Genomic DNA, 17,582 nt, shown 5'->3' with positions numbered 1-17,582 from the left:
ACATTACAACATTTGGCTAATGTTTAATTAGGAATAATATAAAAAGTAAAAGTACTCATTCAGGCTTGCGCTTGATGAGAAACTTTAAATAAGCCAATAAACCGTCCCATTGTGTTTTCATAATAACACAAATATCGAAATAAAAATGAATTATACAATTTTTTGTCCAAATATATTTTACATATCAACAACAAAATACAAATTATATACACATATCAACAAACAACGTCTTCACATTCTGAGACAATAAAAAAACGGGTATAGTAAAACTATTCGTTTTACTATACCCGTTTTTAATCTAATCTTACTCACCTAGAACCAGAATCCTACTGAGAATATAGTATAAGTACTACCTGTCTCTGGAGAATACGTAAACTTAGCCTCTATAGGTCCTATCATACTCTGCATTCCATATCCTACTGCATACCCAGAATACTTCGCCTTAGTGAACCAGTCTGAACTTGAAAAAATCTTCTCTCCTGCATTCGCATAATTAGCAGTAAAATTAATATGGTGCTTCTTGAATATTTCATAATCAAAAGTAATACCTCCCATAATGAAAGAATCTCCTCCGATACCTAATAATTCATATCCGAAGAAAGGAATAACGTTATCTCGATCTGCAAATCCATATCCCCCTAAAGCATATCCAAATCCAAGACTTGGAGTAGTTCCTATCACAGTTCCTAACCTTGATTTGATATCTACTGCTAACTTATCTGTGATACGCGTAGCATATCCTATTTGTCCAGTTAGTGTCGAAAAGTTATCAAATTCATGTGGAACATAATTCTCATGTTCTGTTGAATAAAAATAGTTTTTATACTCTCCCTTAAATAAGAATCCTTTGCGTGGAAAATACTTATTGTCATAAGTATCCATCGTTACATTCGCAAACCCACCTAAATAGTGATTCCTATCAAACTTTGAGTTAGGTAAATTTAAAGTCTTACTTCTAATATCTAAGAATCTGTGTTCAAAACCTATATTCAACAAATACTTCTGCTGATAAAAAGTCTGGAAATATAACTTATTTTCTAAATCTGCATAATCTACCCCAAACATAGCAGGCGCATTCTCTATATTCATCTCTCCTCCACTAGTCCCAACTAACATGGTATAAGGCAGATCTCGACTAAACTGATTATATTTAGAAGAAACTCCTACACTCCAGTAGAATCCATTATCGACAAAATAATTGAAGTTATAACGAACATTATCTCCTAATGCTAAATCTAATGAAGCAACATCACTTTTCGTAAAAAGATTCTTCTGAGTAACATTCACTAAAGCTGCTGCTTTATATAATCCATCATAGTGTACACCGAGTTTTAGATAACGATTAACAGGATTCTCCACTAATTCCATTTTCATCTTATCCTTATCTCCATCTTCTTCAAACTTGTAGGTCATACTACTAAAGTTCTCAGTACCATTTAGCTGTGTGATACCATTTGCTAGTTGATCAAAAGAAATCTTACTATTAGGTTTAAACCCTAATTTACCATGTATATATCTACGAGTATACTTGTTTAACCCTTTAATATCAATACTAGTAATTGCTATTGAATCTGACTCTTTCGGAACATAATGATCTTTCACTACGTTCTTATCTCCTCCTAATAATTTTAAGTCTACAATAACCTTATTCGCCGCATTAACTCCTCTCTCAATAATAGGTTCTCCCTTATCAAATGACACCACAGTATAACCAACAATATCAGGCTTAATGTACACATCTGTTTTAGGAAGTTTATTCTTCATCTGATTAATCGTAGAGTAATTCGATATCTGTAATAACAAATCTGGAGCTCCTTCTATTTCTTCTATTGTTTTAAGGTCGTCTTGTACATCAACACCTATTACAATATCAGCCCCCATTTCTCGTAACTGATCGATAGGATAGTTATTCACAACTCCTCCATCTATTAAGTATTTTCCATCTATCTTCACTGGAGCAAATAATGAAGGGAACGCTCCACTAGCTAAAATAACCTGTGGTAAATATCCCTCTTTTAAAACAACTCCTTCTCCTGTCTCTAAATCAGTTGCAATACATAAAAACGGAATCTGTAACTCACTAAAATCTCTAACATGACGAACGTGAGCTAATAGCTTATTCATCAGGTTATAGTTATACATCCCTCTAGACAACGCTTTTGGAAATCCTATTCTAAACTTATCAAAGGGTAAAGTCAACGCATAAATCTCATCATTCTTTTTTTCATAAAACGATTTAGAGATACGAGGAATATAATCCTTTATCAAGGCCGATACATCAATACTATTAAAAATAGAGTCTAACTCTTTTGCAGTATATCCAGAAGCATATAATCCTCCTACGATGGCTCCCATACTAGTACCAGCGATATAATCTACTTTTACTCCCTCTTCTTCAAGTACCTTTAGCACTCCGATATGAGCTAATCCTTTAGCACCACCTCCACTCAGTACTAAACCTACTTTTGGCCTATCTTTCTCTCCCTCTGAAGCATAACTATTTGATGCTAAAAGGATAGAGCAAAATACTAGTAATATTATTCTATGCATCACTATGTTAATTTTTCCTCTAATTTACTTGAAAAAAATCAAATACAAGCTTCCCTTTTGACTTTCCTATTACTTTTTCTAAGTCTTCTAAGCTAGCTTCTTTGATTCTCTTTGTTGATTTAAAATGATTCATCAGTGTTGTTTTAGTTTTCTCCCCTACACCACTGATTCCATCGAGCTCACTTGTTATTGCGTTCTTACTGCGTTGGTTTCTATGAAATGTCAAACCAAATCGGTGTGCTTCATCTCTAAGATGTATGATCACCTTCATCGTCTCAGATCGCTTATCTAAATACAGAGGAACACTATCTCCTGGATAGAAGATTTCTTCTAATCGCTCTGCTAAACTGATAATAGCCACCTTTCCTCTGATGCCTAATCGCTCAAGACAATTAACCGCAACACCTAACTGTCCCTTACCTCCATCTATCACGATAAGATCAGGTAATGGTTGTCCTTCCTCTATCACGCGCTTATAACGTCTATACACGATCTCCTCCATCGTATCATAGTCATTAGGCCCATCTACAGTCTTCACATTGAAGTGGCGATAGTCTTTCTTACTAGGTTTTCCGTCTTTAAAGACAACACAAGCAGACACAGGATTAGTCCCTTGTATATTCGAGTTATCAAAACACTCTATATGACGTGGCTCTACATGCATACGCAAGTCCTTCTTCATCTGTGTCATGATACGGTTCACATGACGCTCAGGATCCACTATCTTAATCTGTTTAAGCTGATCTATTCTATAATACTTAGCATTGCGCTCTGATAAGTCTAGTAATTTCTTCTTGTCCCCAAGCTTAGGTACAGTCACATGTATCCCTTCTTGTACCTCAACATCGAAAGGAACGATAATCTCTTTTGAATTCAAGTGAAAGCGCTCTCTTAATTCCGTAATCGCAAGCTCTAATAACTCTTCATCTGTCTCGTCTAATTTCTTCTTCAACTCCATCGTATGCGAACGAATGATCGCACCATAAGACACTTGTAAGAAATTCACATAAGCAGCTCCTTCATCCGAGATGATAGAGAACACATCTACATTGCTAATCTTAGAGCTAACAATAGTAGACTTAGACTGATAATTCTCTAACAGATCTATTTTATCCTTGACCTTTTGTGCTTCCTCAAACTCCATATTAGAAGCCAACTCCATCATATAATCCTTAAACTCCTTTAAACTCTCTTTAAAATTCCCTTTCAAGATATCTCGGATAGCTCTGATCTTATTGTCGTATTGCTTATCACTCTCGCGCTCTTCACATGGCCCACCACAGTTACCGATATGATACTCTAAGCATACCTTATACTTCCCACTGCGCACATTACTAGTCGTCAAATCTAGATTACACGTACGCAACGGATACAATTCTTTAATCAAATCAATCAGCGTATGTACAGTCTTGATACTCGTATAAGGCCCGAAGTACTCTGATCCATCCTTCACCATACGACGTGTAGTAAACACTCTCGGAAAGGGTTCTTTCTTAATACATATCCACGGATAACTCTTATCGTCCTTTAGCAATACATTATAACGTGGCTGTAACTGCTTGATCAAGTTATTTTCTAGCAGTAATGCATCTGTCTCAGTAGGCACAACGATATGCTTTATCGTCACAATCTTCTTCACCAACACATTGGTCTTGGCGTTATCATGTATTTTATTAAAGTACGAACTAACCCGTTTCTTTAAGTTTTTAGCCTTACCTACATACAGTATCTTATCATCCTTATCATAGTATTGATATACTCCTGGCTGATCTGGTAATGTCTGTATCTGTACTGCTAAAGAAGGTGAAACCTGCATAAGTAAATATTATACTCACAAAAATACTAAAACTATTTCCTTTGCTAAAAAAACTGTTCAGTTTATACAAGACGCTACGCTTAATTAGGAGTTAATAATCAGTGCCTACGGCATAATGAAATATAGAATATGTATTCTCATATAGCATCACACACGATATTCCACCAGACATATAAGGTACAGATGCAATTAAACCAACATGCCTCCTCTCACATTCACTAAAAACATCTACTAGACATTTTTTGAATACTCTATCCTATGTCACACAGCGCGCCAAACCATAACAACAATCTATGTCATGCTGACGAAGGAAGCATCTCACAAGTAACTCAAAGTGAAGATATTATTTTTCGCATATTTAAACTCCGCACGAACTGTATATGAAAGAAAGACTATACACAAAACGTTACTCGGTATCTCACTAAGCTTTATTACTTCATTACATTCACACTTCAACTTAGACATACTATATCATTTTTTAGTTAATAAAAGTCTAAACACAACCACATCGCCTCCTTCTTAAAGGTAATCTCATACTGTTGACCATCAGTAGTACAAACAACCATATTAACACTATCTTCAACTACACTGATGGACAATATATTACTTATGACAGCGAGATTAGCGCTTAGCCCCTCATTCTTTATAGAACAATCTAATTTATTTTTCACTTCATCCCATTCGTCTATAATTAATAAACATGAACTATTAATCTCTTTCCCTTTTACAGAATCATAATAACCATCAAAGCTTAACTCCATACGTTTCTTTTTATTATCATATACAAACTTTGTCACCTCCTTATCTTGAAAGGCACGCAACAGTTTATCGTTCTCGATTAAGTCAATCTTTTGCTCTTTTAACCAATCAGCATAGTCATCAACAAAACCTTCAAAATACTCTTGTTCAAAATTGATATCTGCATTCATCTGTACTAGGAGACTCATAAATTCTTTATCCATATAATAAGATGGTATAATCCCATAGTTTATATCCGCTATTACATCTAACTCCATCATTAAATCATTCTCTTGAATATACTTACTGATAATATCCACTTTCGTCCCAAAGCTTTCTTTGAACAAATCTACTAATGGTGCTAAGTCTCTTGTTATTAAATTATCAAACTCATATTGCCAACAAGTCTTCTTACGTCCTAAACTGTATGGATATTGTGTTGTATCATCACCCTTCAACCAAAAATTAGTAGGACTAATACCCACTAATTCTGAAAAACGTGCACTATCTAGCTTATCCCCTGTAACAGTAACAACAAGCTTTAAACAAGTCGGATACTCTTCTTGGTTCAGTGTCAAGAAATAATTAAGTTTTGCACAATAACTTCCTTTTTCTATTGCTTGCTTAAAATAATCTCTTGCTCTAGTGATATTATTCTTAACACCATCATGACTACTAATGAGAGTACCTATTCCATTGTACCCATCTGCATATCCCAATTGCCCCGCTCTAAAATAAAAGTATAAACTTCGAAAACTATACTTATTTGGTTCTTTATCATTAGCTTCATCATAATATAATGCAAGATCATAATACTCCTCACCTGTATTAGCTCTAAATGCTTTTTCGCGTTTTTCTAATTCTTCTTCCTTATTCATACTGTTCTAATTTATTATACAACATTCCATACCTACCACTACTATCAAAATAAACCTCATCATCTATATCGTCATCACCATTATCCATACGACAGATATAAGATTCAAATGAATATCTCTCCTTAACAAGATCTAACCTACACTTTAGAATATCTAATCTCTCTTTATCTGTCCTTCCTTCAATATCTCCTAAAGCGAAAAACATCAATAACTCTATCTTATCTTCATCTTTAGTAATATCTACAAATAAATTGGGAATACAGTACCCATCAAAGACAACCTCTTCTACACCAAAACCAAAATTCAGATAAGTAGCCCGATTCAACATATCTATATCAAAGTACATTGCTTCTATCTCAACGTTGTCATATATCACACAACTAAAATTACGAGACTTTTCTAATAACAATGACACGAGCTCTAACTGTCTCTCTCGAAACGTCCCATAAAATACTACATCAATTAATTCTGCTGACTGCATACTAACTCTTTTAAGTTTAGCCCTACGACAACCCGCAGACCCCATTTTTACATATTTTAATCTGGAACATTAAAAACTAATCAAACACCGAGTCTAACACTCCATAAACCTCTTCACTACACTTAAATACTAGAGTACGACTACCTTGTATCTGTATAGATACCCTCCCCTTATGATAAACAAAGTTCACCTCCTTTAGATCAATACTCCCTTTTCCGAAATAGCGTCCTCTTCCGATATGATAAGTCATGCGTCTACTGCTCTTTGAGATAAAAAGAGTACCACATTCTTCACCACCTTTCAGGATAAGAAAAGAGACTGCTTCATCATTCACACTAGAATGGATTAATTCATAACTACCGAATAAGTGACCGAGACCAAACACCATTATTATCTAATTTAAAACACATTAAATGTACTCATTTATCTCTTCACAAAACTCAATTATTCAAACATATAGCTCACGTTTTCACAGTAATCCGTGACACATCTCTCCCTATCATCCCGATATGCTCCCTAGTTGATAGGCTAGTGATAGGCTTATTTATAGCACTTATTAGCCGAGCACATGCCTATCATATACCGACCACAAGCCGACCACCCCTAAAAAAGCACTAAAAACACCACTAGTAACGATTTGTCTCTTTCGATTAAAACACGAATGCGAAACTTTTAATATCTTCACAGTTCCAAAATTGTTATAAAGATGACTATACTAGATGAAACAATACATCCTGGTGAAACCAAGACTTTAAACCTTGAAATCGCAAGATTACACACAGCTACTAAACTTAAAATACCTGTTATCGTATCTAGAGCTAGACTAGACGGTCCTACCGTATTACTCTCTGCTGGACTACATGGTGATGAGTTGAATGGGGTGGATATCGTACGTCAGATAGTACATCGTGGGATGAATGTTCCTAAGCGAGGTACGATTATTTGTATCCCTGTGATTAATATATTTGGTTTTATTAACCAATCTAGAGAGTTCCCAGATGGGAGAGATATGAACAGGGTATTCCCTGGTAGTAAGACTGGTTCACTAGCAGGGCGCTTTGCCCATTATCTCGTGAACTATATCTTGCCTCATGTAGACTATGCTATCGACTTTCACGCAGGAGGTGCAAGTAGATTTAACGCTCCTCAAATCAGAATCGCTCCAGAAAACCTAGAGTTAGAAGAGTTAGCGACTATCTTTCACCCACCCTTCTTGTTGTACTCAGCACAGATAGCAGGTTCTTTTAGAAATGCGTGTGCTAAGAAAGGTATCAAAATGCTATTATTCGAAGGAGGAAAGTCCTTAGATATTAACTCTGATGTATCTGAAATGGGAGTAGAAGGTACCAAGCGATTCTTACACTCTTTTGATATGCTGAAAGATGAGTTTAGCATCTGTCCTCCTAAAGAGGATATGACCATCATCACCAACTCTATTTGGGTACGTGCTAAGCGTTCTGGATTATTACACGATCAGGTAAAAATAGGTTCGTATGTAGAAAAAGGAGCTGTGCTAGCAGAGGTATCTGACCCGTATGGAAAAGAAAACACAACAATCAAAGCACCGAATGCAGGCTATGTAATCAATGTAAATGATGCTCCTATAGTCTATCAAGGAGATGCAGTATTTCACATCTCAAAAACATTAAAAAAATGAATAAAGAAGAATTAAGATTAAAATATAAAGCTCTTCGCGATAACTTAGACTTAGATAGAATAGATGACCTCAGTTTAGAAATCGCAAATCAAGCACTACAGTTACCGATCTGGGATAAGGTGAACTACCACCTGTTTCTAAGTATTCGAAATAAAAAGGAAATAGATACAGAATACCTACTTCAGATACTAGCGGGTAAGGATAAGAATACTATCTTATCTAAATCTGACTTTAAGGAGGGAACATTATCACATTACCTCTTGACGGATAACACTACGATTAAAGTCAATAGTTATGGTATTCCTGAACCTATAGACGGCATTCAAGTAAGCGAAAAACAACTTGATGTAGTCTTCATTCCCTTATTAGCTTATGACAAACAAGGGAACAGAATAGGCTATGGCAAGGGGTTCTACGATAGATTCTTAGCAGAATGCAAGCCCGATGTAGTTAAAGTAGGGCTGAGTTTTTTCCCACCAGAAGACCATATCAGTGATGTGAGAGAAGGAGATATTCCTCTTGACTATTGCATCACACCCACAGAAGTATATCGATTTTAATACATATAGTACGAGGCAATATTGAGGTATTGTCTCGTTCTTTTTATAGGTCTATTTGAAGACACACTCCTTGCTATTAGGCTTCTGTCAACAGTTAAAACTAAATTAGGATTAGTGAGTTAGGGAAAATATTTTTATGTTTATTAAAAATATTAACCAATGATCAAAAACACTATCACCTTACTTACACTTTCTCTTGTAAGTTTAGCATGGGGACAGCAATCACCTAAATTTGCTTCTACCCCATCACTAAGCCCTGATGGAAAGACTACTTACTTTAGCTATAATGGCGATATATGGCAAGCTCCCACAGCAGGTGGAGAAGCTCTAAGAGTAACTGCCTTAGAGGGCAACGAGACTAACCCTCGTGTATCTCCTGATGGAAAATGGCTTGCATTCTCTTCTGACCAATACGGCAACAGAGACGTATTCTTAATGCCTCTAACAGGGGGACAAATCACACAACTTACTTACCACCAAGCTTCTGAAGATGTAGAGAGTTGGAGTTGGGATAGTAAGACGATTTACTTCACTTCTAACGCAAATAATAACTTTGGTTCTTATACTATAGATATCAATGGTGGCACTCCTAAACCACTGTTTACAAACTATTTTAATAATACAAATGGATTAGTTGTTACTCCTGCTGGTGAATACCTATTCACTAGTTCTATGGAGAGTGCTAGTCAGACTACTCGTAAACGTTATAAAGGAGAGAACAACCCAGATATACTAGGTTATAATCCTACGACTAAGGCATTCAAATCTTATACAGATTATGAAGGAAAGGATTTTAACCCTACAGTAGATAAAAATGGGAAGATATACTTCATCTCAGACGAGAACAATGGTAACTATAACTTATACACCTTCGAGAATGGAAAGAAAGTAGCCTTGACGAACTTCGATACTTCTATCAAGAAACCTTATGTGTCAGCTGATGGTAGCAAAGTCGTTTTTGAGAAAGATTATATGATTTATGTACTTGATACAGCTACTAAGTCTATAACACCTCTAGCTACTTCTGTTAACACAAATAAAGCTATCGAGAAAGATCAGTCTTATGCTGTAGAAGAGAATATGGAATACTTCGATGTATCTCCTGATGCCAAGAAGATTGCATTCGTTAGTCGTGGAATATTATTCGTATCGGATATCGAAGGAAAATTCGTACAAGCAGTATCGGATGGTAAAGAACGTGTAATGGAAGTAAAATGGTTAAAGGACAACAAGACGCTACTATACAGTCAGACTTATAAAGGATACCAAAATTGGTTTAAAAGATCTGCTGATGGCAAGGGAACAGTTACTCAATTAACTTCTGATAATCGCAACAACAGAGACATTACTTTAAATAAAGAAATGACTAAAGCTGTATACCTAAGTGGTAGAGATGAAGTGAGATTATTAGACTTGACGACTTATACTTCTAAAGTAATAGTAAAAGACGAAATATGGGCATTCCAAAACTCTACACCTTCTTTCTCTCCTAATGGGGAGTATGTGTTATTCACTGCTAAGCGCAATTTCGAAGAGGACATCTTTGTACATCATATCGCGAAGAATGAGACAATTAACTTAACGAATACAGGTGTAGCAGAGTCTAGTCCTTACTGGTCTCCTAGTGGTAAGTATATCTACTTTATGAGTGATAGACTTAATCCTTCTTATCCTCTAGGAATGCAAAATCCTAGTATCTACCGATTCTCTGTAGATTGGCAGACAGATGCATTTAAGTCTGATCAGTTTGACAAACTATTCGTAGAAAAGAAAGAAGAGGATACAAAAGATACTAAGAAAAAGGACAAAAAGAAAAAACAAGACGATACCCCAAAAGTGAAATCTATTAAGATAAACACAGAGGGACTACTTGACCGTATAGAACAGGTAAGTGACCGTTTTGGTAACCAATATAATCCTATCGTATTCGCTGATGATAAGAAAGAGGTAGTGTTCTATAACACGAATCAAGAAAACGGAAAGGGCAATTTGTACAAAACAGTTTACGAAGACTTCGAAGATAATAAAAGTGAGAAAGTATTCGATAAACGCGCGAATCAGTTACTTCAACGTGACAAAAAAGTATATGCACTAATCAGTGGTAATATCTATAGCTTTGAGTTAAGTAAAGGAAAGCCTGAGCAGATTAAAATCAAACACAGCTTTACTAAAAACTTGGCAGATGAGTTCAACCAAATGTATTATGAGACATGGGCTGGTGTAGAGGAGAATTTCTATGACGAAACTTTCCACGGTATTGATTGGAATAATATGAAAGAGCAATTCGCTCAATATCTACCAGATGTTAATAGCAGAAATGACCTGCGTATCTTACTGAATGATATGTTAGGAGAATTAGGTTCTTCTCATTTAGGGTTTAATTCGTCTGGAAGTGAAGAAAAGACAAAACTAAGCTACAGATCTTATGAGACTGGTATCGTATTCAATACAGATAAGCCTTATCAAGTAGAGCGTATCGTACGTAAATCTCCTGCTTATGCTACAGACATAGATATTAAACCGGGGGATGTATTAACCAAAGTGAATGGGCATAAAGTAGATGAAAAGGCAAATAGAGATACTTATTTCACCTTCGCTAATAGTCAAGAAGAAATAAGCTTAACATTCAATAGAGGAGGAAAAGAGATTAATACAAAGCTACACCCTATCTCATTTGGAGACATGAAGTCACTACTGTATGACGAATGGATTTATACGAATAAACAACGTGTGAACAAGCTAAGTGATAATCGTATCGCATATACGTATATGAAGAATATGACATCACCTGAGTTAGACAGATTCTTACTAGATATGGTAGAACAAGAGGCTAATAAAGAAGGTGTAATCTTAGACTTGCGTTATAATACAGGAGGGAATGTACATGACAAGGTACTGAACTTCTTATCTCAAAGACCCTATCTACAATGGAAGTATAGAGAAGGTAAACTAACAGTACAGAGTAACTTCACCCCTAGTGGTAAGCCAATAGTATTGCTTATCAATGAATCGTCTCTGAGTGATGCCGAGATGACTGCTGCAGGGTTTAAAGCCTTAAAACTAGGTAAAATCATCGGTCAAGAAACGTATAGATGGATTATCTTCACTTCTGGTAAGAGCTTAGTAGACGGCTCATCGTATAGATTACCATCATGGGGTACTTATACATTGGATGGGCAGAACCTAGAGAAAACAGGTGTTGCACCTGATATCTATGTTAAAAACACATTCGTAGATAGATTAAATGACAATGATCCTCAATTAGAGAGAGCTATTCAAGAAATCTTGAAAGACATTAAATAATACAGTAAAGGCTTCCCTCAGGAAGCCTTTATACTTTTATAACTTAGTCTATAGTGAACACTCCTACTCTACAATGTGCTTAAAGATTGATTTAAGCAACGAATGATCTACATCTAACCCAATCCTCTACATATAAAAAAAGGCTCCCTAAAAGAGAGCCATATTGTTAGTTTTTAAAAACTTTTTTACTAAATACGATTAAGATACCTACTCCTACTGATATAGCTACATCCGCAATATTAAAAATAGCATTGAAGAAAGTAAAGTAGTTTCCTCCCCAGATAGGTAACCACTCAGGTAGATATCCTTTCCAGATAGGGAAATAGAACATATCTACTACCTTACCGTGAAACCAACTACCATAAGGCTGATCTGAGAACATCGTTGCTATCTGCCCAGGTGTACTCTCATTAAAGATAACTCCGTAGAATATCGAGTCAATAATATTACCTAATGCTCCTGCCATAATTAAAGCAATAGCGACAATAAGATAATTAGAAGCTTTCTTCTTGAAAGAATCATTTAACCACCATGCAATACCACATACAGCCACTATTCTGAATAATGTCAAAGCAAGTTTACCATAATCTCCTGGTAACTCTACCCCCCAGGCCATACCCTCATTCTCTATAAAATGAATGCGAAACCAATCAAAAACGACTATCTCATCATTTAATAAAAAATTAGTTTTAATATATATCTTCAATAGCTGATCTAGTATCAATACTATCAAAACAAGTAGGTAAGCTCTCTTTAACGACATTTTTCTTTATTTACAAGGAACAAATGTAGTTATTTTATCACATAAAAAAAACGCTCCATTAGGAGCGTTTTTAAATTTATTAAAGATTAACGTTGCAGATTCTTTGCCTCGATACTCATAGTAGCATGTGGAACTAATTTCAATCTTTCTTTATCGATTAGTTTCCCTGTTACTTTACATATACCGTAAGTCTTGTTTTCAATACGGATTAATGCATTTTTTAAATCACGAATAAACTTCTCTTGACGTATTGCTAACTGAGCATTCGCTTCTTTAGACATTGTTTCGCTTCCTTCTTCAAACGCTTTGAATGTAGGTGATGTATCATCTGTACCATTATTCAAATCATTCATATAGGCGCTTTTAATTAATTCTAAATCTGCTTGAGCTTTCTCAATCTTAGCCGATATTAACACCTTAAATTCAGCTAAATCTGCATCAGAATAACGTACAATTTCACCTACTTCTTTCATAATTTTAATTATTTTAAAATTAACACTCGCGTTTTTAGCTCATCAAACTCTACATCTACACCCTCGCTCAACTCAATCACGAATTCTAATGTGTGTGTTAGTGTTTCAGACTTGATATAGTCCTCATTCGCTAAAACAGCCTCTTTTATTTCTTTTTCTTCTAGTATTTTTACTACAATCTTATCAGTAACTTCAAATCCAGAGTCTTTTCTGATGTTCTGAATTCTATTTACTAACTCTCTTGAGATACCTTCTTTTCTCAATTCAGGACTGATAGTTATGTCTAATGCCACTGTTAGTCCAGCTTCGTTAGCAACTAGCCACCCTTCAATATCTTGAGAAGTAATCTCTACATCTGCTACTGTTAAAGTAACACTTTTTTCTGATAGTTCTAATGTAATCTCACCATTTCTTTCAAGTAATGCGATTTCTTCCTGCCCAAAACCTTGTATCTTATTCGCAATCAGCCCCATATCCTTACCAAATCGTGGCCCTAATGTTTTAAAGTTAGGTTTGATCTGTTTTACTAAGATACCTGAAGCATCATCTAGTAATTCGATTTCTTTCACATTAACCTCAGCTTTGATTAGATCAGCGATAGCTAATATCTCATTTCTTTGGTTATCATCTAATACAGGAATCATTACTCTCTGTAGTGGTTGACGTACCTTAATCATTTCTTTCTTACGAAGTGATAACACTAATGAAGAAATGATTTGAGCTTTTTGCATTCTGCTTTCTAATGCTTTATCAACGAATTCTTCCTTGAATTCAGGGAAGTTAGCCAAATGTACAGATTCGAAACTTTCTCCATGTGTCGCTAAAGTTAAGTCTCTGTAAAGTTTATCCATGAAGAATGGAGCAATAGGAGAACCTAATTTAGCTACAGTTAATAAACATGTATACAATGTTTGGTAAGCTGCTATTTTATCTTGTGCATATTCACCTTTCCAGAATCTTCTTCTACATAAGCGAACATACCAGTTACTCAAGTTCTCTGTAACAAAATCAGTAATCGCGCGGGCTGCTTTCGTTGGCTCATACTCTGCATAGAACTCATCTACACGTTGTACTAAAGTATTTAACTCAGATAAGATCCATCTATCTATCTCAGGTCTTTCTGCTAATGGAATGTCTTGCTCTTCATACTTAAATCCATCGATATTAGCATATAACGCAAAGAAGTTATAAGTATTATATAATGTCCCGAAGAACTTTCTTCTTACTTCTGTAATACCATCAAGGTCAAACTTCAAGTTATCCCATGGATTCGCATTCGAAATCATATACCAACGCGTAGCATCAGGTCCGTGCTCAGCTAATGTATCGAATGGATCAACAGTATTACCTAAACTCTTAGACATCTTCAATCCGTTCTTATCTAACACTAATCCGTTAGATACTACATTCTTATATGCTTTAGTATCGAATACTAATGTAGCAATAGCGTGTAATGTATAGAACCATCCACGTGTCTGGTCAACTCCCTCAGCGATAAAGTCTGCAGGATATGATTTATTATTGTCTATTAAATCTTTATTCTCAAATGGATAGTGCCATTGTGCATAAGGCATAGATCCAGAATCAAACCAAACGTCAATTAAGTCTGCCTCACGACGCATAGTTTTACCAGAAGGAGATACTAATACGATATTATCCACTACATTTTTATGTAAATCAACTTTATCATAGTTCTCTTCACTCATATCTCCTACTACGAATCCTTCAAAAGGATTAGCTGTTTGGATACCAGCAGCCATAGATTTATTAATCTCATTCATTAACTCTTCTACAGATCCTACTACAAGCTCTTCTGTCTTATCTTCAGATCTCCAGATAGGTAATGGAATACCCCAGAAACGAGAACGAGATAAGTTCCAATCATTTGCATTCTTAATCCAGTTACCAAAACGTCCTTCTCCAGTCGCTTTAGGCTTCCAGTTCACTTCTTCGTTTAATTCGAACATACGCTCTTTTACCTCAGTGATCTTGATAAACCAAGAGTCTAATGGGTAATATAATACAGGTTTGTTCGTTCTCCAACAATGTGGGTAACTGTGAACATACTTCTCTACTTTGAAAGCTTTGTTTTCTTCTTTTAAACGAATAGCTATTTCTACGTCTACAGAGCGCTCAGGTGCTTGTCCTTCATCATAGTATTCATTCTTCACATACTTACCTCCTAAGTCACCAAGCTCTTTAACAAAACGACCTTGTAAGTCTACTAATGGAACTGGGTTCTCATCAGCGTCAAGGATAAGCATAGGTGGTACTTCTGGTGTAGCTTCTTTAGCTACCTTAGCATCATCTGCACCAAAAGTAGGAGCTGTATGTACGATACCTGTACCATCTTCTGTAGTAACGAAGTCTCCAGAAATTACTCTGAATGCGTTCTCAGGGTTTTGGTATGGTAATACATAAGGCAATAACTGCTCATACTTAGCTCCCACTAAGTCAGCACCTTTAAATTCCTTAACTACTAAGTAAGGAATCTTTTTATCACCTTCTTTATATGCGTTTAATTCTTCTTCTGTTTCTACAGCTGCAAACTTACCAGCGAACTGCTTACCAACTAATGGTTTACCTAATACTACATTAATCGCCTCACCCGTATATTGGTTAAACGACTTCACTAATACATAGTCAATCTTAGGTCCTACAGTCAATGCTGTATTCGATGGTAATGTCCATGGAGTAGTCGTCCAAGCTAAGAAATGAATAGTACCGAATCCTTTTAAGAACTCAGGTAATGTCTCATCAATAGCTTTAAACTGTGCTACGATAGTTGTATCTGTGATATCTTTATATGCTCCAGGTTGGTTAATCTCATGTGATGATAGACCTGTACCTGCTTTAGGAGAATATGGTTGGATAGTATATCCTTTGTATAACAAGTCTTTATCATAGATTTGTTTTAACAACCACCATACTGATTCCATATATTTAGACTTGTATGTCACGTAAGGATCGTTCATATCTACCCAATACCCCATCTTCTCAGTAAGGTCATTCCATAGATCTGTATAACGCATTACAGTACGTTTACACGCTTGGTTGTATTCTTCTACTGTAATTTTAGTTCCGATATCTTCTTTCGTGATTCCAAGTTCTTTCTCTGTACCTAACTCTACAGGTAGTCCATGCGTATCCCATCCAGCTTTACGCTTTACTTGGAACCCCTTTTGAGTTTTATAACGACAAAAAATATCCTTAATAGCACGAGCCATCACGTGGTGAATTCCTGGTTTACCATTTGCTGAAGGTGGGCCTTCGAAAAACACGAAAGGTTTATTATCCTCTCTAGTACTAATACTTTTTTCGAATATTGATTGTTCTTTCCAAAACTCTAGCATCTCCGATGCTACCCCTGACATGTCAAGATTCTTATATTCTGTAAATTTAGTGCTCATCGTTATTATTATAATATTTTTTAATCAATTTTGCGAATTTAAACAAATTACTTCAATATCTCCCTAATTAATTGGTAGGAAAAACATTAAAATATTTAGTTAGAGAAGACTTCTTTTAAAACTTCTAAAGAATTAGGCTTTCTGAAGTCATTTAGGTGCTGTTCATAATAACTAATTATCATGGTTAACAGTCTCTTCCGATCCTTATTATTAAAGACTTTCTGGTCACTAGAGAAGCCTAATTCAATCAATTTTCTAAACAAAAAGGTCGGTTCTTCATCAAAACAACAGGGAGAAAAGTGATCAGTAAACACTCCTTCTTCCCAGTTAAAATAAAGCTTACTTTTTCCTTCCGATGCAGGGTAAAACCCAAAGTACTTCGTCAATTCTACCATCAAAATCAAGTGGAAATTAGCTACCTCATCATGGGTATCAAACCACAGTAAAGCCGCTTCTAGAAAAGTAAAGAAATCCTTATCTACAACAGGCTCTCTAAATACTGAGTGCAATACTTCTCCGATAAAGATAGCGATACAATTCTTGTTGTAATTATAATAGATATCTTGATATACATGAGCTGTTTTAACCTCCTTAAAATACTCTAGCCCTCCTTTATTCTTATAAACAAAGTCAATATCTAATATCGTCAAAGGTTGAAAATAAGCTATTTTCTGTGCAGACTTCCCTTTGGCAAAAGCATTGCGAACAAAGAAACTCACCATACCTGCCTCTTCTGTAAAGCACTTTACGATTAAGCTCTTCTCTTGATATTTTAAAGCACTAAGTACAATTGCTTTAGTCTTTATCTGCATCTATTCTCTTTTAATAATCTAAAATACGTCTTCTTCATCTAATTGTGTGCAAAAGTACTAAAATAAAACAGACCTAACATATAAAGGCACTGCTTCAACTGGCTCAAAATATCTCCCCTAAAGCATTATAATACAGTGCAA

At 35.5% G+C, this 17,582-nt stretch carries 12 protein-coding genes; 3 read left to right on the top strand and 9 right to left on the bottom strand.

Annotated features, from left to right (window positions below; all coding sequences use genetic code 11):
• Window positions 1-312 precede the first annotated feature (312 nt).
• The 5 genes from BK054_RS06190 to BK054_RS06170 form a co-directional block, all read right to left on the bottom strand.
• A complete protein-coding gene (locus tag BK054_RS06190) occupies window positions 313-2,550 on the bottom strand; it encodes a patatin-like phospholipase family protein (protein WP_071307088.1) in 2,238 nt (745 codons plus the stop codon).
• A 19-nt stretch (window positions 2,551-2,569) separates the two neighbouring features.
• A complete protein-coding gene (uvrC, locus tag BK054_RS06185) occupies window positions 2,570-4,366 on the bottom strand; it encodes an excinuclease ABC subunit UvrC (protein WP_071307087.1) in 1,797 nt (598 codons plus the stop codon).
• A 482-nt stretch (window positions 4,367-4,848) separates the two neighbouring features.
• Complete coding sequence (locus BK054_RS06180; protein WP_071307086.1) at window positions 4,849-5,982, bottom strand: DUF4279 domain-containing protein; 1,134 nt, start codon at window positions 5,980-5,982, stop codon at window positions 4,849-4,851.
• The gene (locus BK054_RS06175; protein ID WP_230493126.1) at window positions 5,975-6,463 is read right to left on the bottom strand and encodes a hypothetical protein; all 489 of its coding nucleotides are present in this window, start codon (window positions 6,461-6,463) and stop codon (window positions 5,975-5,977) included. Before BK054_RS06175 ends, BK054_RS06180 begins: the two co-directional genes overlap by 8 nt.
• 76 nt (window positions 6,464-6,539) lie before the next feature.
• Window positions 6,540-6,851 carry a hypothetical protein gene (locus tag BK054_RS06170; RefSeq protein ID WP_071307085.1) on the bottom strand — a complete coding sequence of 104 codons (312 nt, stop codon included), beginning with the start codon at window positions 6,849-6,851 and terminating at the stop codon, window positions 6,540-6,542.
• 318 nt (window positions 6,852-7,169) lie between these two features.
• Between BK054_RS06170 and BK054_RS06165 the strand changes: the two genes are divergently transcribed.
• The 3 genes from BK054_RS06165 (at window position 7,170) to BK054_RS06155 (ending at window position 11,983) form a co-directional block, all read left to right on the top strand.
• The gene (locus tag BK054_RS06165; RefSeq protein ID WP_006257760.1) at window positions 7,170-8,120 is read left to right on the top strand and encodes a succinylglutamate desuccinylase/aspartoacylase family protein; all 951 of its coding nucleotides are present in this window, start codon (window positions 7,170-7,172) and stop codon (window positions 8,118-8,120) included.
• Window positions 8,117-8,680, top strand: coding sequence for a 5-formyltetrahydrofolate cyclo-ligase (locus BK054_RS06160; protein WP_071307084.1), 564 nt, complete (start codon window positions 8,117-8,119; stop codon window positions 8,678-8,680). Before BK054_RS06165 ends, BK054_RS06160 begins: the two co-directional genes overlap by 4 nt.
• A 159-nt stretch (window positions 8,681-8,839) precedes the next feature.
• A complete protein-coding gene (locus BK054_RS06155) occupies window positions 8,840-11,983 on the top strand; it encodes a S41 family peptidase (protein ID WP_071307083.1) in 3,144 nt (1,047 codons plus the stop codon).
• Between the two features lie 166 nt (window positions 11,984-12,149).
• Here BK054_RS06155 and BK054_RS06150 read toward each other — a convergent pair whose 3' ends face one another.
• The 4 genes from BK054_RS06150 to recO all read right to left on the bottom strand — a co-directional run bounded on the left by BK054_RS06150 (window position 12,150) and on the right by recO (window position 17,441).
• Window positions 12,150-12,746, bottom strand: coding sequence for a lipoprotein signal peptidase (locus tag BK054_RS06150; RefSeq protein WP_006257764.1), 597 nt, complete (start codon window positions 12,744-12,746; stop codon window positions 12,150-12,152).
• Window positions 12,747-12,832: 86 nt separating this feature from the next.
• Window positions 12,833-13,219, bottom strand: coding sequence for a TraR/DksA family transcriptional regulator (locus tag BK054_RS06145; protein WP_006257765.1), 387 nt, complete (start codon window positions 13,217-13,219; stop codon window positions 12,833-12,835).
• Between the two features lie 8 nt (window positions 13,220-13,227).
• The gene (gene ileS / locus BK054_RS06140) at window positions 13,228-16,629 is read right to left on the bottom strand and encodes an isoleucine--tRNA ligase (RefSeq protein WP_071307082.1); all 3,402 of its coding nucleotides are present in this window, start codon (window positions 16,627-16,629) and stop codon (window positions 13,228-13,230) included.
• A 95-nt stretch (window positions 16,630-16,724) separates the two neighbouring features.
• Window positions 16,725-17,441, bottom strand: a complete 717-nt coding sequence (recO, locus tag BK054_RS06135; protein ID WP_006257767.1) for a DNA repair protein RecO — start codon at window positions 17,439-17,441, stop codon at window positions 16,725-16,727.
• Between the last annotated feature and the right edge of the window lie 141 nt (window positions 17,442-17,582).

It is taken from the genome of Myroides sp. ZB35, from assembly GCF_001865835.1.
GTDB classification, from domain to species: Bacteria; Bacteroidota; Bacteroidia; order Flavobacteriales; family Flavobacteriaceae; genus Flavobacterium; species Flavobacterium odoratimimum.
The sequence above is the reverse complement of the archived record's forward strand: the minus strand, read 5'-3'. Positions and strand labels throughout refer to the sequence as shown.

Coding starts and splice junctions, on each gene's coding strand:
- BK054_RS06150 (WP_006257764.1), bottom strand. CDS start 12,746: ATGTCGTTAAAGAGAGCTTACCTACTTGTTTTGATAGTATTGATACTA.
- BK054_RS06190 (WP_071307088.1), bottom strand. CDS start 2,550: ATGCATAGAATAATATTACTAGTATTTTGCTCTATCCTTTTAGCATCA.
- uvrC (WP_071307087.1), bottom strand. CDS start 4,366: ATGCAGGTTTCACCTTCTTTAGCAGTACAGATACAGACATTACCAGAT.
- BK054_RS06170 (WP_071307085.1), bottom strand. CDS start 6,851: ATGGTGTTTGGTCTCGGTCACTTATTCGGTAGTTATGAATTAATCCAT.
- BK054_RS06180 (WP_071307086.1), bottom strand. CDS start 5,982: ATGAATAAGGAAGAAGAATTAGAAAAACGCGAAAAAGCATTTAGAGCT.
- BK054_RS06145 (WP_006257765.1), bottom strand. CDS start 13,219: ATGAAAGAAGTAGGTGAAATTGTACGTTATTCTGATGCAGATTTAGCT.
- BK054_RS06160 (WP_071307084.1), top strand. CDS start 8,117: ATGAATAAAGAAGAATTAAGATTAAAATATAAAGCTCTTCGCGATAAC.
- BK054_RS06155 (WP_071307083.1), top strand. CDS start 8,840: ATGATCAAAAACACTATCACCTTACTTACACTTTCTCTTGTAAGTTTA.
- ileS (WP_071307082.1), bottom strand. CDS start 16,629: ATGAGCACTAAATTTACAGAATATAAGAATCTTGACATGTCAGGGGTA.
- recO (WP_006257767.1), bottom strand. CDS start 17,441: ATGCAGATAAAGACTAAAGCAATTGTACTTAGTGCTTTAAAATATCAA.
- BK054_RS06165 (WP_006257760.1), top strand. CDS start 7,170: ATGACTATACTAGATGAAACAATACATCCTGGTGAAACCAAGACTTTA.
- BK054_RS06175 (WP_230493126.1), bottom strand. CDS start 6,463: ATGCAGTCAGCAGAATTAATTGATGTAGTATTTTATGGGACGTTTCGA.